The organism is Nocardia sp. NPDC050175, assembly GCF_044459885.1.
GTDB lineage: Bacteria > Actinomycetota > Actinomycetes > Mycobacteriales > Mycobacteriaceae > Nocardia.
In genome coordinates this window covers 98,636-110,855 of the sequence record NZ_JBITJI010000004.1, presented here as the reverse complement: position 1 = coordinate 110,855, position 12,220 = coordinate 98,636, and the positions used below count along the sequence as shown (strand labels likewise).

Here is a 12,220-nt window from a genome sequence, read left to right as displayed (position 1 = left end):
GCACGGCCATGACAACTGTCATGGCAGACACGTGACATGCGTGCGGGGTATTCGGGGCGCTGATGCGCGAACGTTTACTGCATGACATCAGCACTGACGACCGCGGCCGACTTCGCCGCGGCTGGCGGTTCGGGGAAGCGGGGCTCGGGGGCCCACCGGGCGACACCGGCGATCGAACTGCACGATCTGCGTAAGAGCTTCGCGGTGCCCGGGGGCGGCGCCGTGCAGGCTGTCGACGGACTGGACCTGGTCATCGAACCGGGCGAGATCGTCGCGTTCCTCGGGCCCAACGGCGCGGGCAAGACCACCACCCTCGACATGGTGCTCGGCCTGGCGAAGCCGGACTCCGGCACCGTCGAGGTGTTCGGCGGCACGCCGACCGAAGCGCTTGCGGTGGGCCGGATTTCGGCGGTGCTGCAGTCCGGTGGCCTGCTACCCGACCTCACCGTCGGCGAGACCGTCCGGCTCGTCAGCACGCTGTACGCCGACGTACGTCCGGTCGACGAGGTGCTGGCCCGGGCGGGCATCGCCGATATCGCCGGTCGGATGGTCGGCAAATGCTCCGGCGGACAACGTCAGCGGCTGCGGTTCGCGCTCGCGCTGCTGCCCAATCCCGACCTCATCGTGCTCGACGAGCCGACCACCGGCATGGATGTCGAAGGGCGACGGGACTTCTGGAACGCGATGCGCCAGGACTCCGAGCGCGGCCGCACCGTCCTGTTCGCCACCCACTACCTGGACGAGGCCGACGCCTACGCCGATCGGATCGTGCTGGTCCGGGCCGGGCGGGTGGTCGCGGACGGCAGTGCCGCCGAGATCAAGAACCTGGCCTCGGGCCGTTCGGTCAGCGCCACCCTGCCCGGTGCCGTGCCGACCGGGCTGATCGCGATGCCCGGCGTCGATGACGTCGAGGTGCGTGGCGACCGAATCGTCGTGCACACCAAGGACTCCGACGCGGTCGCCCGCTACCTGCTCACCGAGACCACCGCGATCGACCTCGAAATCACCTCGCAAAACCTCGAATCCGCGTTCCTGGCGCTCACCACCGGAGACAATTGACATGACAACCCTTGCCGCACAGGCTGATACCCAGCATCGGCCGACCCCGCTCGGTGGTTTCAGCGCCGGATTCCTGCGTTTGGAACTGCGCAGGATGCTGCGCAACCGCCGGACGATGATCTTCACGCTGGTCATTCCGCCGCTGTTCTTCGTCATCTTCGGGCTGCAATCCGATTACCGGACACAGTCTGCCGGCACCGGCAATGTGACCGGCTACATCATGGTGTCGATGGCCGTCTACGGCGCGATGCTGGCCAACACCAGCGGCGGCGCCATGGTGGCGATCGAACGTGCGCAGGGCTGGAGTCGCCAATTGCGGCTCACCCCACTGCATCCCGTCGCCTACATCGCCACCAAGGTCACCGTCGCGATGGTGCTCGGGCTGATCTCGGTCAGCGCGGTCTTCGTGGTCGGCGCCGCGCTCGGTGCCCAGCTGACGCCGGTCGCCTGGGTGAGCTGCTTCCTGCTCGCCTGGATCACGTCGGCGGTGTTCGCCGCGTTCGGCTTGTTCGTCGGCTACCTGCTGCCGTCGGAGAACGTGATGCAGCTGCTCGGGCCGGTGCTCGCGGTGCTGTCGTTCGCGGGTGGGCTGTTCATTCCGCTGCACGGTTGGTTCGGGACGGTGTCGAAGGTGTTCCCGACCAACGGCGTCGCCACGCTGGCGCGGATGCCGTTCGGCGACACCAGCGTGGGATCGATCGCGTTGGCGGTGCTCAACGTGGTCGTGTGGGCCACGGTGTTCGTCGGGGGTTCGACGATGCTGTTCCGTCGTGACACGTCTCGCTGAACTATCCGGTGCGCTGCGGCGCGGCCGTCCCCGAGGGGTGGACGGCCGCGCTGCGGCGTTCCTCGGCATCGGAGCTGCGGAGTCCCTCGTCATCCCGAGCTTGTCCCGGGATGAGGTGCTGATGCTCGACGCGAAGTCTCCTTCCGATCCCGGTGTTCGCTGGGATGCCGAGCACGGTTCGGTACCGTTTGTCTTCGTGATCGACCGCGCGCGACAGCTCCCTCGCGAACCGTCGCGTGCTGGGAGTGTGCCATGGGTGTGACATCGTGGTTCGCGTCCTTCCGCACCGGTGGGGTGCTGGGGTTTATCGACAGCGTGGTCACCGAGGGCGGGCCAACGGCGACCAGCCGCCGGCGGCGTGGATGGTTCGGCGCGGTGATGGCGGTCGGCTGGATGTCCTACATGATCGGGCCGGTGTCGCAGAGCTGGTCCGACGATGGACCGCTGCGGGGCGCATCCGCGACCGCGGTGTTGCTCGGATACGCGATGTTGGTCATCGGTTCGTTTGTAGCCTTCGGTCGCCGCGGACGGGGCGAATCGGTGGTGGAACAGCCGGCCGACCCTCGGCTGTGGCCCTTTCTGGCCGCGATGGTCGCATGCACAGTGTCGCTGGTCGGGCTGGTCGGCCCGGTCGCCCTGCCTACTGTGATGTTCGTCGCGGTGACCGCGATCTTCCACATGCCTGCGCGTGAGTCCGGCTATGTGACCCTTGCGGTCGCGTTGGTGCTGCTGCTCATAACGCTGGCCATTCCGGACCTGTCGGGCGTGCCGTTCTGGCTGGGCCTCATCCCGGTGGTCATTTGGGTGGCCAGGCAGTTGGGTCTGCGTGGTGAGCGGCTCGCGGAGCTCGCGCGGCGGCAGCGCGCCGAGCTCGACATCGTGGAGGAACGCAACCGAGTGGCGCGCGACGTGCACGATATCCTCGGCCACTCGTTGACCGTGATCACGGTGAAAACCGAACTCGCGCAACGGCTCATCGATGTCGACCTGACGCGGGCCAGGACCGAGCTCGCCGATATCGAGCGGCTCGCGCGAGAGGCGCTGGCCGGGGTGCGCGACACTGTCGGCGGGTTGCGGGAGGTCACGTTGCATGGCGAACTCGCCAATGCGCGAACGGCATTGGCCGCCGCGGATATCGTCGCCGAGCTGCCGGAGGTCGACGACACGCCGCACAGCGAGTTGTTCGGCTGGGTGCTGCGCGAGGCGATCACCAACGTGATCCGGCACAGCGCCGCTAGGCATTGCACGGTCACGGTGACGCCGTCGAGCATCGAGGTGGTCGACGATGGGCGCGGGGTCGGTGCGGCCGCAGCGTCCGGCTCGGGGCTTGCTGGTCTCCGAGCCCGCGTCAAGGCCGCGGGCGGGACCTTGACGTTGTCCGCTCCGGCGGAAGGGGGCGTGCGTGTTCGCGCCTCGGTTCCCGAGTAGGGCATTCTCGACCAGAAGTTTTCTTCGAAACAGGAAGTGGGGCAGATGATCCGGCTGTTGCTCGCCGACGACCAGGCGCTGGTGCGCGGCGCGCTCGCGGCGTTGCTCGGACTGGAATCCGACCTGGAGGTGGTCGGTGAGGTGGGTCGCGGTGACGAGGTGGTCGACGCCGTCGCCCGCACGAACCCCGACGTGGTGCTGCTCGATGTGGAAATGCCCGGCCTGGACGGCATCTCGGTCGCCGCGCAGCTGCACGCCGCCCATCCAGCCGTACGCGTCCTGATGGTGACCACCTTCGGCCGACCCGGTTACCTTCGCCGCGCCATCGATGCGGGTGCCAGCGGGTTCGTCGTAAAGGACACCCCTGCAAGGGAATTGGCCGACGCGGTCCGTCGGGTCCAAATGGGCCTCCGCGTGGTCGATCCCGCCCTGGCCGCCGAAACTCTCACCGCGGGCACCTCCCCGCTGACCGAACGTGAACGCGAGGTCCTGTCGGCCGCCGCCGCTGGCGCGACCGCTGGCGCTATCGCCAAACAGCTGCACCTCTCCGAAGGCACCGTCCGTAACCATCTTTCGGCTGCCATCGGTAAGACCGGCACCTCCACCCGCGCCGAAGCCGTCCGCGCCGCCGAACGACTCGGCTGGCTCTGACGTTCTGCCGAGCCCGCGTCCACAGGACTTACACAACAGATCCGCAGGGGCGTCCCACTCTTCGCTCGTACGGTCGGAGTCTCAGGTCGGGAAAATCCAGACATAAGGCGCAGTAATGGCAGAAGCAGAAAGCACCGGGGAACCTCCCTCGGTACCGAGTACGAACCCAACAGCGGCCGCCCCCAAGCCGCCATCGCGGCTGGCGACCCGCTGGCGTGGATCACGCCCATTGCGGATCGCGAGCGCGGTGCTGGTGGCCGTGGTGATCGGCGGCGTCGGATTCGGCGCCGGGCTGGCCGTCGGCGGTGGCGATGGCCATCACCACGGCGGGCACCAGATGGCCGCCGCCCATCGTTCCGGGCGAGATGACGGACCGAGAATGCATCGGTCCGAGCGCGGCGACCGACCCGGGCCCAGAGACCTGCCCGGCGCGCCGGGCGGCAACGCTCCCGGAGCGCCGACGCAGCCGTCCGTCACGCCGAGTCCGACTCCGGCACCGGCACCGCGCTGATCAATTGGCACGGCGGGCCGCCATATCGAATGGCGGCCCGCCGTGCGACTTGCGGCGATGAGATGGTTGGCCGGCGTATTCGTCGCCGCGGCCGTTGTCTACTTGATGGACGAGATCAGCACGCAGGCAATCAAATACGGCTCGACGACCGCCTGCCGCCCGGCGTGGTGAGCCGGACATGCTTGCTCTGATCTTCTGGCGTAAGCGTTTTCGACGTATCAGCCACACGCGGGTCTGTTGCCGACAGTGGCCGTGCGCTAAGCGATTACGGCAGCACGACGCAGGCGGGGCCGAGGTTGAGGCCCGTCCCGACGTTCACCGTCGTCATGATGTACGACTCGCCTTGGACGTACTCGGCGGCCCAGATGTCGTGCTTGCCCTTCTTGACGGGGGTCCAGGTGGTGCTTGCCTTGCCGGATGCGTCGGCGACCTGGGTGACCGGCTTGAACGTATCGATGGTCCGGCCGCCCTCGACGTCGTCGAGGTACGTCACGGTGGCGCCGGGGCGTGCGGTCGCGGTGACCGTGTAGGAGCAGCCGGTGCCGTAGCCACCACCCGAGCTACCGAAACTCAGTCCGGGTGCGACGTCGACGCGGGTGACCGCGGCCCCAGCGGTCGGTGCGGCTAGCGCGATCGCGGCGGTCAGCGCGCCCAGTGTGGTCAGCGTGGCAGCAGTCTTCTTTGAAACGGTCACAGCAGATTCCCTTCCGACAAACCGAATTCCCCACGAGGGGCCGCCCCGACACTGACACAGGCGGTGTCCGCGATCAATGGCCCGGCGCGGATCGACGGGCCGGTAGTTCCTTGGGGTCTGCCGGTGAGTTGCCGCTGACTCGTGGTGCACTGTCATCGCATCAGGGAGGTTCCCTGATGTGCGGCCACGGCTTTTGGTGGTTTGCTCGCTGTACTGGCCGTACGAATCAGTCGAAGGAGCGAGTGCCGTGAACGCTGCGATAGTCAGTACCTGGGTGTGGTTGGCGTTCGAGGTCGCCCTGCGGGTGCGGGATCGCTTGCGTAGCAAGGGATCTACCGAGCACGACCGCGGCACCCGGCTGACCATCGTGCTGCTCGTCGCGGTCGCCGTCAACGGTGCCGTGGCGGTCGCGGCCGTCCTGCCCGCGACCAGCGTGTTCCAGCTGCCCGGCCGATCGCACCTGCCGTGGGAGATCGCCGGGCTCGCGATCATGTGGCTTGGGCTGATCGTGCGGATCTGGGCGATCACCGTGCTCGGCAGCTCGTTCCGGACGACCGTCGAGGTCGACACGGACCAGACGGTGGTGGATCGGGGCCCGTACCGATGGGTGCGCCATCCGTCCTACTCCGGCGTCCTGCTGATCACGACCGGCTTGGGCCTCGCCGCGGGGAACTGGCTCTCGCTGCTCATCGCCGTCGCGCTGCCCGTCTACGCCTTGAGCAGGCGGATCGACGTCGAAGAGCGGGCACTGGTCGAGACCATCGGCCGCCCGTACGAGAGATACCGAGCCGGTACCAAACGGCTCGTCCCCGGCGTGTGGTGAGCAATCGTCGTCAGTTCGCTGATAGTCATCTAAGAATCCGGCAAACGGGACACCTTTGGTGCGGCCCGGTGCGTTGAGACTGGTGAGAAGGCCAACCCGGCCACCACGAAGGAGTTCGGAATGAGCCTTATCGGGACCGTCATCGGTTACGCACTGACGATATTCATCGTGTTGCTGCTCGCGCGGATGGTGTTCGACTGGATGTTGGCACTCGGCAACAGCCCGAGTTGGGCGAACCGTCCCCGCGAACTGGCGCACGCCGCGACCGAACCGGTCATCGCGCCGGTCCGCCGGGTCCTGCAACCGATCCGTGCCGGCGGTCTCTCGATCGACCTCGCCTTCACAGTGGTATTCATCGTCGCGCTGGTCCTACGCGGAATCGCCTTCAGCCTCTAGTCTCCACGCGGACACGTCGAACCGTGCCTGCGACCCGGCGGACCCGGGCCCACAACTGCCGCACTCTCTCTCGGGATCTGCACTGCCTTTAGGGCCCTAATGACAGTGCAGATCCCGAGAGAGAGTGCGGATTATGACGTGCGCGGAGGGTCAGGCGGCGGGTCCGTAGGGGAGTAGCGTGCGGAGGCCGCGGGCCAGGGTTTGCGGGTCGATGTCGCCGATTATCAAGTGCTGCAAGATGAACCCCGGCAGCACGCCCATGATGGCGGTGGCTACCGCGTGGATATCGGTGTCGGCGGGCAGCCACCCCGCGTCGCGCATGCGTTCGGTGTATTCGTACCAGCAGTCGCGGATGCCGCGGATCGCCTCCTTGACGTACTCGGCGGCTTCGGGATCTACGAGCGCAAGCGCCCAGGCCTGCGGGACTAGTCGTAGCGGGCTTTCCGGTCCGCTGTTCGCGACCAGGTGCTCGGCGAGGGACTCGACCAGCCGGTCCGGCGGCGGCAGCGGGTCGACGCGGATCAACTCGGTCATCAGTGCGCGCAGGCTGACCGTGGTCTGGGTGGCCAGTGCCCCGATGATCTCGTCCTTGCTCTTGAAGTAGCGGTAGACGGCCCCGGCGGACAGCTCCGATTCGGCGAAGACGTCCTGCATCGAGGTCTCGTGGAAGCCCTTGCGGGCGAAGCACAGGCGGGCGGCGTCGAGGATCTGTTGCCTGCGGCGTTCCAGGTGCTCTTCGCTGACTCTGGGCATGGCTCCAAAGTAAAACGAACATTCGTTCTTGACAAGCTCGTGGGTGCGAGTGACGATATCCGCATCGAAAGAGAACGGTCATTCGATTTACGGGAGAACGTCATGAATACCACGCAGCGTGCGCTCGCCGTCGGCGTCGGCGCCGCTCTGCTCCAGGCCCTGATGCTGATCGCCTTCGCCTGGCCCGCCGCCAATATCGCCCCCCGTGATCTACCCATCGCGGTCACCGGCCCCAAGGCCGACCTGGTCGTCGGCCAGCTGGCCGAGCACAGTCCCGACGCCTTCGACATCTCCCGCCCCGCCGACGAGGCCGCCGCTCGCGCCGCCATCGAGGACCGAGAGGTGTACGGCGCCATCGTCACCGGCGACGGTCTGCCGCGCGTCTTGATCGCCTCCGCCGCGAGTCCGGCTGTCGCACAACAACTCACGCAGATCGGCCAGCAGCTGTCCGGTGTTCCGGCGGCGCGGGTGGACGATGTGGTCGCCGCCGACTCCGATGATCCACGCGGCACCGCGTTCGGCGCCATGGTGTTGCCGCTGGCGTTGTCAGGCATTGCGGCGGGCGTCCTGCTCAGCCTGCTGATTCCGACGGTCGGCGGAAAAGCGTTGGGACTGGTCACCTTTGGTGTGGTGGGCGGTCTCGTGAGCATGGAGATCATCCAGGGGTGGATGTCGGTCGTACCGGGCGCCTACCTCGAACTCGCCGCCGTCGCCGGCCTCGTCTCGTTCGCCGTCTCGGGCGCGGTGGTCGGTCTCTCCGCCGCAATCGGCCGAGCGGGCATCGGCATAGCCGCCCTGACCATGCTGCTCATCGGCAACCCCTTCTCGGCCGCCACCTCGGCCCCCGAACTGCTCCCGCAACCGTGGGGCGCGATCGGCCAACTCCTCCCACCGGGCGCCGCCGCCTCGCTGCTGCGCTCAGTCGCCTTCTTCGACGGTGCGGGTGCTGGGAAACCGCTTGTGGTGCTACTCATTTGGGCCGCCGCAGCACTGGTGCTCCTCGGTGTCGGTGCGCTGCGCGCCCGTCCTTCCGTCGAACCCGCCACTTTCGCTCCCATTCCGGCTACCACCGGCTGAGATTCGCCGAAGGGGACATGACGGCGGCGGACGTCGAGTAGCCGCGCTGTCATGTCCCGTTCGATCGAGCTAGGTCCTCATACGCGGCAATTGCCCTTGGCATCTGGGTTGCACGGGACCTTGAGCTTATATTCTTCGGGCTGGTCGGCCTTCGCCCTCGCTATTATTTCTGGGGTCAAGGCGAGTTGATTTTGAATAATTGCAGTGAAGTTCTCGATGTCCCTATCGGCATCCTCGCGTTCGTTTTCGTTCATATCCGCCAATTTTTTCTCGGCCTTCTGCTCGGCCTGTAACTTGGCGGCATAGGAGATGGCTTCCTCGATGCCTTCCGGGTCCTCACGCAAGACGAGGTCTTTGTGTTTCTTGGCCTTCTGGTCAAAGAATTCCGTCATTCTGTCCTCGGTCTCGCCAGTTGTAAGATCTCCCTTCTGGTCTGTGCGAACCAACGCCAGCATTTCCACGAAAGCGGGTAAGTCCTCGCAAATCCTTTGTCGAGAATAAGGGTTGAATGCTCCGGATCCGTCGGTTTTGACACTGACGTACCCTGATTTGAGAATCGGATCCCTATTGAACGCGTCGGCTGCGGTCGAAAATATTCGAATACCCCCGGTGTCGTACGGTGCCGAATCCTGGATTTTCGGAAACTCGACGTACCATCGTGCGCTTCGCTCGGTTTTGCCGCCACCTGCGCACATGAAACCGGTAACAAAACTCGCCAGTACCTGATCTCGAGCTTCGGAGGCCGGGGAGGCGGTGGCGGGGCTCGCCGCGCCGCCGAGCATCAGCGACCCGGAAACTCCGATCAAGAAGGCCCGTCGCCAGGCCGTGCGGAACAGCATCAATTCCTCCTCGGTTGCGTGCGATGCATGGAGGAGGCGGCTGATGCCGGGCTCGATGCGATCGCCATGTCATGGGACCCCTTCAACATCGAGTATTCGAACCAGCCGCCCGCGCGGATCGGTATCAGTTCGAGAAAATTTTCGATGGAAGCGTCGGAACGATACTGATGCGCAGGGCCGAGGTTGTGGCGGGCAGGCGCTCCGGACAGCATAAAGCGCCGGAGGCCGAAAAGTATTCGGCCTCCGGCGCTCTGGATTATGCGCGGATCAGCTGACGGTGAACGCCAACGTGGGTGCGGTGGCCGCGCCGTCTGCCTTCTGGCTGTTGTAGGTCAGAACGTAGTTGCCGGTGGCGGGGGTCGGAACGACGAAGACGACATAGTCTTTCGCGTTGTCGATGGTCTGGTTCGCGCCGAGCAGTTCGTTGATGGGGCTGCGATCGTCGGCGACCAGGCTCTGTCCGTCCGGCGTCTTCAGCGAGAAGTACTCGGTGAAGATATTGCTGCCGCCCGCCGAAACCCCGGACCCACCAATGATTTTGATGTGCAGCGCGAGCTCGTTCTTGCCGTGCTCGTTCTTGGTGTAGCTCGGGCTGAGCTTGCCCGCGGTCACCTCGATGGTGGTCTGGTCCTGGACCAGCGTGCCGGTGACGGGCAGCGTCTTCGGCTGCACGCTGTCCACCTTGCCCGCGGCGCTGAGCGGAATCTTGGTCTGGTTGTCCGCGGCCTGCCCGTACACCACGGTCATCGTGTCGATCAGATGCTCGGCATCCTTGGCGGACTTGACCGACGTGGTCACCTTGCCCGCGGCCGAACCGCCGCCGGGTACCGTCGGGTTGTCCCAGCTGGCGCCGCCGTCGACCTCGCTGCCGACCAGCAGTGAGGTGTTGTTGCTGATCGTGTTGTTCTCGAGGGTGGTGTTCTTGTAGGTGATGTCGATCAACACCTTCGCGCCGCCGAATTCGTCGGGCACCACGGTCGCCTTGTTGACGGTGATGTCGAAGCCCTCGTACCAGCCGGTCTTGCCGACGGTCCGCACCGTGGACTGACTCGCGTTGTTGCTGCCCGGTGCGCCGTTGGCGGCCACGCTGGTGGCCGGTGTCGCCGAGACCGGCGTTGCCGCACCGTCTTTGTCGTTGCAGGCGGTCAGGACCATCGCGGCCGCGCTGAGCAGCGCGACCGCACCCGCGGCGGTGCGGATTCGGCGGCTACGCGCCGGAACTACAGATGAAATCAGGGTCGTACGCACGCTGAGCCTCCCGGAAATGTGCAAACCCCAGAGCGCGACACCCGGGTCGGCCGGGCGTTCGTGGGTTCGCGTTGAAATCTGCACGGGGAGGCCCGGTGTTAACCAGAGCTCGGTCCGCTGAGTGAACCGAAGCGTGGACTACAACGTGGTGCGGCCGTCGCCGTTGCCCGCCGCGGCACACGAGGCACAGGTGCCGAACACTTCCATGGTGTGGCTGACCTCGGTGAACCCGTGCTCGCGCGCGATGGCGCCTGCCCAGGCCTCCACGGTCGGCCCCTCCACCTCGACCGTGCGCCCGCAGGTGCGACACACCAGATGGTGATGGTGGCCGGTGGAACACTGGCGGTAGACGGACTCACCGGAGTCGGTGCGCAGCACGTCGACCAGGCCCGCGTCGGCCAGCGACTGCAGCGTGCGATAGACGGTCGTCAAGCCGATGCCCTCGCCGCGCTTGCGCAACTCGTCGTGCAACTCCTGTGCGGAGCGGAACTCCTCGATGTCGCCGAGCAGTGCGGCGATGGCACTGCGCTGTCTGGTGCTGCGGATGCCGACCGCCTTCTGCGGAACGACACTGTTCTCAGGCACGAATTACCCTTCCTCGGCGTGCGCGACGGCGTCGACCACGATATGCGCGAGATGGTCGTCGACGAGTTCGTAGAGCACCTCGCGACCGGACCGCTCGCCGTGGACGACGCCCGCGGACTTGAGGATGCGCAGATGCTGGCTCACCAGCGGCTGGGTGACCCCGAGCGCGTCGACCAGCTCGTGCACACAGCGCGGCGACTCGCGCAGCTGCAGCACAATGGCGATGCGGACCGGTGCGGCCAGCGCACGCAGCAGCTCGCCTGCGTCCTCCAGGACGGTGCGCGCCGGTACCGCCGCGGGCGCGGGCGAGCGGTACGGGTTGTGCGGATGGGCGGTGGCGGTCTCGGCGGTCATGGCACCAACTCCTTATTGGAAAGCGATCCCATTTTGATATGCACAGTTGCGCATGTCAAACGGGCGCGCCGGGAGTTGGTGATTCAGCAGTCGTTCTCCTGTGGGATCGGCACCGTCGGATCGAAGTATTCCGCTTCGCTGTGCGGTGCCGCCGGCGCGGCCGGTGCGAAGCGGGGTGGGGTGGGGTAGCTCGGCGCAAGCAAGCCGCGACGATGCAGCGGGCAGTTGGCCGCGTAGACGAAGCCCTTGACCTCGCCGAACCACATGCCCTGCGACCCCGCGTCGTACGCCGGATCGTCCACCCACACGTAGTCGACCTCCTGCCGGTCGACCGCCATGATGTCCATCGGACCGTCCACCATCGTGGTGCCGACGTTGAAGGCGTAGGCGACCAGGTAATTGGTCTTGATCGTCAATTCGCCCTTGTCGTTGAGCGTCGGTGTCATCGAACCGGTGACGCGGGGGAGCGCTGGCAGCAGTGGGTAGCGGTCGGCGAGTTTGGTGGTGACCCACCAGGTGAGCGCGTCGTCGCCGAGTCGGCCGCGGATGTCTTCGACTTGATGCGCGGCGAGCTGGGCGAGCACCGGTTCCGGATCGTGGGTCTGCAGCACATGCCGATCCAGTCGCGCGGTGATGATCAGCTGTCGCACCTTGTCCATGATGTCGGCCACCTGATCGGCCGGGTGGCCGCCGACCGGTTGGGCGGGTGGCGGCATGATGCCGGCCGCGCCCTCGGGCCAGATCGCCGCCGGTGTGTGCTCGAAGGGGTGACTCGCGTCGACCTTGGCGCGGTTGTCCACCGCCGGGGTGACCCGTGCGGTCGAATGTGACGGCGACGGCGCGTTCCTCAGGACCAGATAGCCGACCACCAGGACAACCACGATGATCCCGACGACGATCCCGATAATGCGGAGCCGTCTCGCACGGTCGAACCGCTGATGGTCGAATTCGTCTGGCGGATACTGATACATCGCCTACCCCCGGAAACGCTCTTGCCGGGCAAGGCATCGCACCG

17 protein-coding genes are annotated in these 12,220 nt (G+C 66.4%); 9 read left to right on the top strand and 8 right to left on the bottom strand.

Annotation, left to right across the window (positions count from 1 at the left end; all coding sequences use genetic code 11):
* The first annotated feature begins 81 nt into the window (after positions 1-81).
* From ACIBK2_RS15010 to ACIBK2_RS14990, 5 genes are read left to right on the top strand one after another with little or no spacing between them, the layout of a single operon-like run.
* Positions 82-1,059, top strand: a complete 978-nt coding sequence (locus ACIBK2_RS15010; protein ID WP_396967474.1) for an ABC transporter ATP-binding protein — start codon at positions 82-84, stop codon at positions 1,057-1,059.
* A gap of 1 nt (position 1,060) precedes the next feature.
* Positions 1,061-1,846: an ABC transporter permease gene (locus tag ACIBK2_RS15005; protein ID WP_396967472.1), complete on the top strand. Its 786-nt coding sequence runs from the start codon at positions 1,061-1,063 to the stop codon at positions 1,844-1,846.
* Positions 1,830-2,108, top strand: a complete 279-nt coding sequence (locus tag ACIBK2_RS15000; RefSeq protein WP_396967470.1) for a hypothetical protein — start codon at positions 1,830-1,832, stop codon at positions 2,106-2,108. Before ACIBK2_RS15005 ends, ACIBK2_RS15000 begins: the two co-directional genes overlap by 17 nt.
* Positions 2,099-3,274, top strand: coding sequence for a sensor histidine kinase (locus ACIBK2_RS14995; RefSeq protein ID WP_396967468.1), 1,176 nt, complete (start codon positions 2,099-2,101; stop codon positions 3,272-3,274). Before ACIBK2_RS15000 ends, ACIBK2_RS14995 begins: the two co-directional genes overlap by 10 nt.
* A gap of 45 nt (positions 3,275-3,319) precedes the next feature.
* A complete protein-coding gene (locus tag ACIBK2_RS14990) occupies positions 3,320-3,925 on the top strand; it encodes a response regulator (protein ID WP_396967466.1) in 606 nt (201 codons plus the stop codon).
* Between the two features lie 220 nt (positions 3,926-4,145).
* Here ACIBK2_RS14990 and ACIBK2_RS14985 read toward each other — a convergent pair whose 3' ends face one another.
* Entirely contained in the window at positions 4,146-4,310 is a 165-nt protein-coding gene (locus ACIBK2_RS14985) for a hypothetical protein (RefSeq protein WP_396967464.1), read from the bottom strand.
* 391 nt (positions 4,311-4,701) lie between these two features.
* A complete protein-coding gene (locus ACIBK2_RS14980) occupies positions 4,702-5,130 on the bottom strand; it encodes a hypothetical protein (protein ID WP_396967462.1) in 429 nt (142 codons plus the stop codon).
* Positions 5,131-5,377: 247 nt separating this feature from the next.
* On the opposite strand from ACIBK2_RS14980, the gene ACIBK2_RS14975 reads away from it, so the two are divergent.
* Together ACIBK2_RS14975 and ACIBK2_RS14970 are read left to right on the top strand one after the other, a co-directional pair.
* The gene (locus ACIBK2_RS14975; protein WP_396967460.1) at positions 5,378-5,953 is read left to right on the top strand and encodes a methyltransferase family protein; all 576 of its coding nucleotides are present in this window, start codon (positions 5,378-5,380) and stop codon (positions 5,951-5,953) included.
* Between the two features lie 120 nt (positions 5,954-6,073).
* A complete protein-coding gene (locus ACIBK2_RS14970; protein WP_396967458.1) occupies positions 6,074-6,349 on the top strand; it encodes a YggT family protein in 276 nt (91 codons plus the stop codon).
* A gap of 150 nt (positions 6,350-6,499) precedes the next feature.
* Here the strand turns inward: ACIBK2_RS14970 and ACIBK2_RS14965 are convergent, their stop codons facing one another.
* Positions 6,500-7,102 (bottom strand): TetR/AcrR family transcriptional regulator, encoded by a 603-nt coding sequence (locus ACIBK2_RS14965; RefSeq protein WP_396967456.1) that lies wholly within the window; start codon positions 7,100-7,102, stop codon positions 6,500-6,502.
* 102 nt (positions 7,103-7,204) lie between these two features.
* Between ACIBK2_RS14965 and ACIBK2_RS14960 the strand changes: the two genes are divergently transcribed.
* On the top strand, positions 7,205-8,179 hold the full coding sequence (locus ACIBK2_RS14960) for a hypothetical protein (protein WP_396967454.1): 975 nt from the start codon (positions 7,205-7,207) through the stop codon (positions 8,177-8,179).
* A gap of 77 nt (positions 8,180-8,256) precedes the next feature.
* On the opposite strand, the gene ACIBK2_RS14955 is transcribed toward ACIBK2_RS14960, so the two are convergent.
* Positions 8,257-9,018 carry a hypothetical protein gene (locus tag ACIBK2_RS14955; protein ID WP_396967452.1) on the bottom strand — a complete coding sequence of 254 codons (762 nt, stop codon included), beginning with the start codon at positions 9,016-9,018 and terminating at the stop codon, positions 8,257-8,259.
* Positions 9,019-9,045: 27 nt separating this feature from the next.
* Between ACIBK2_RS14955 and ACIBK2_RS14950 the strand changes: the two genes are divergently transcribed.
* Positions 9,046-9,186, top strand: coding sequence for a hypothetical protein (locus tag ACIBK2_RS14950; RefSeq protein ID WP_396967450.1), 141 nt, complete (start codon positions 9,046-9,048; stop codon positions 9,184-9,186).
* Between the two features lie 99 nt (positions 9,187-9,285).
* Here ACIBK2_RS14950 and ACIBK2_RS14945 read toward each other — a convergent pair whose 3' ends face one another.
* From ACIBK2_RS14945 to ACIBK2_RS14930, 4 genes are all read right to left on the bottom strand, one after another.
* On the bottom strand, positions 9,286-10,266 hold the full coding sequence (locus tag ACIBK2_RS14945; RefSeq protein ID WP_396967448.1) for a hypothetical protein: 981 nt from the start codon (positions 10,264-10,266) through the stop codon (positions 9,286-9,288).
* Positions 10,267-10,404: 138 nt separating this feature from the next.
* Positions 10,405-10,851, bottom strand: coding sequence for a Fur family transcriptional regulator (locus ACIBK2_RS14940; protein ID WP_396967446.1), 447 nt, complete (start codon positions 10,849-10,851; stop codon positions 10,405-10,407).
* 3 nt (positions 10,852-10,854) lie between these two features.
* Positions 10,855-11,205 (bottom strand): metalloregulator ArsR/SmtB family transcription factor, encoded by a 351-nt coding sequence (locus ACIBK2_RS14935; RefSeq protein WP_328410690.1) that lies wholly within the window; start codon positions 11,203-11,205, stop codon positions 10,855-10,857.
* An 83-nt stretch (positions 11,206-11,288) separates the two neighbouring features.
* The gene (locus tag ACIBK2_RS14930) at positions 11,289-12,176 is read right to left on the bottom strand and encodes a hypothetical protein (protein WP_396967443.1); all 888 of its coding nucleotides are present in this window, start codon (positions 12,174-12,176) and stop codon (positions 11,289-11,291) included.
* Between the last annotated feature and the right edge of the window lie 44 nt (positions 12,177-12,220).

Excerpts from the sequence above, each read along its gene's own strand:
- ACIBK2_RS15010 (WP_396967474.1), top strand. The coding sequence starts at position 82 with ATGACATCAGCACTGACGACCGCGGCCGACTTCGCCGCGGCTGGCGGT.
- ACIBK2_RS15005 (WP_396967472.1), top strand. The coding sequence starts at position 1,061 with ATGACAACCCTTGCCGCACAGGCTGATACCCAGCATCGGCCGACCCCG.
- ACIBK2_RS14995 (WP_396967468.1), top strand. The coding sequence starts at position 2,099 with ATGGGTGTGACATCGTGGTTCGCGTCCTTCCGCACCGGTGGGGTGCTG.
- ACIBK2_RS14990 (WP_396967466.1), top strand. The coding sequence starts at position 3,320 with ATGATCCGGCTGTTGCTCGCCGACGACCAGGCGCTGGTGCGCGGCGCG.
- ACIBK2_RS14985 (WP_396967464.1), bottom strand. The coding sequence starts at position 4,310 with ATGCATTCTCGGTCCGTCATCTCGCCCGGAACGATGGGCGGCGGCCAT.
- ACIBK2_RS14970 (WP_396967458.1), top strand. The coding sequence starts at position 6,074 with ATGAGCCTTATCGGGACCGTCATCGGTTACGCACTGACGATATTCATC.
- ACIBK2_RS14965 (WP_396967456.1), bottom strand. The coding sequence starts at position 7,102 with ATGCCCAGAGTCAGCGAAGAGCACCTGGAACGCCGCAGGCAACAGATC.
- ACIBK2_RS14960 (WP_396967454.1), top strand. The coding sequence starts at position 7,205 with ATGAATACCACGCAGCGTGCGCTCGCCGTCGGCGTCGGCGCCGCTCTG.
- ACIBK2_RS14955 (WP_396967452.1), bottom strand. The coding sequence starts at position 9,018 with ATGCTGTTCCGCACGGCCTGGCGACGGGCCTTCTTGATCGGAGTTTCC.
- ACIBK2_RS14950 (WP_396967450.1), top strand. The coding sequence starts at position 9,046 with ATGGAGGAGGCGGCTGATGCCGGGCTCGATGCGATCGCCATGTCATGG.
- ACIBK2_RS14935 (WP_328410690.1), bottom strand. The coding sequence starts at position 11,205 with ATGACCGCCGAGACCGCCACCGCCCATCCGCACAACCCGTACCGCTCG.
- ACIBK2_RS14930 (WP_396967443.1), bottom strand. The coding sequence starts at position 12,176 with ATGTATCAGTATCCGCCAGACGAATTCGACCATCAGCGGTTCGACCGT.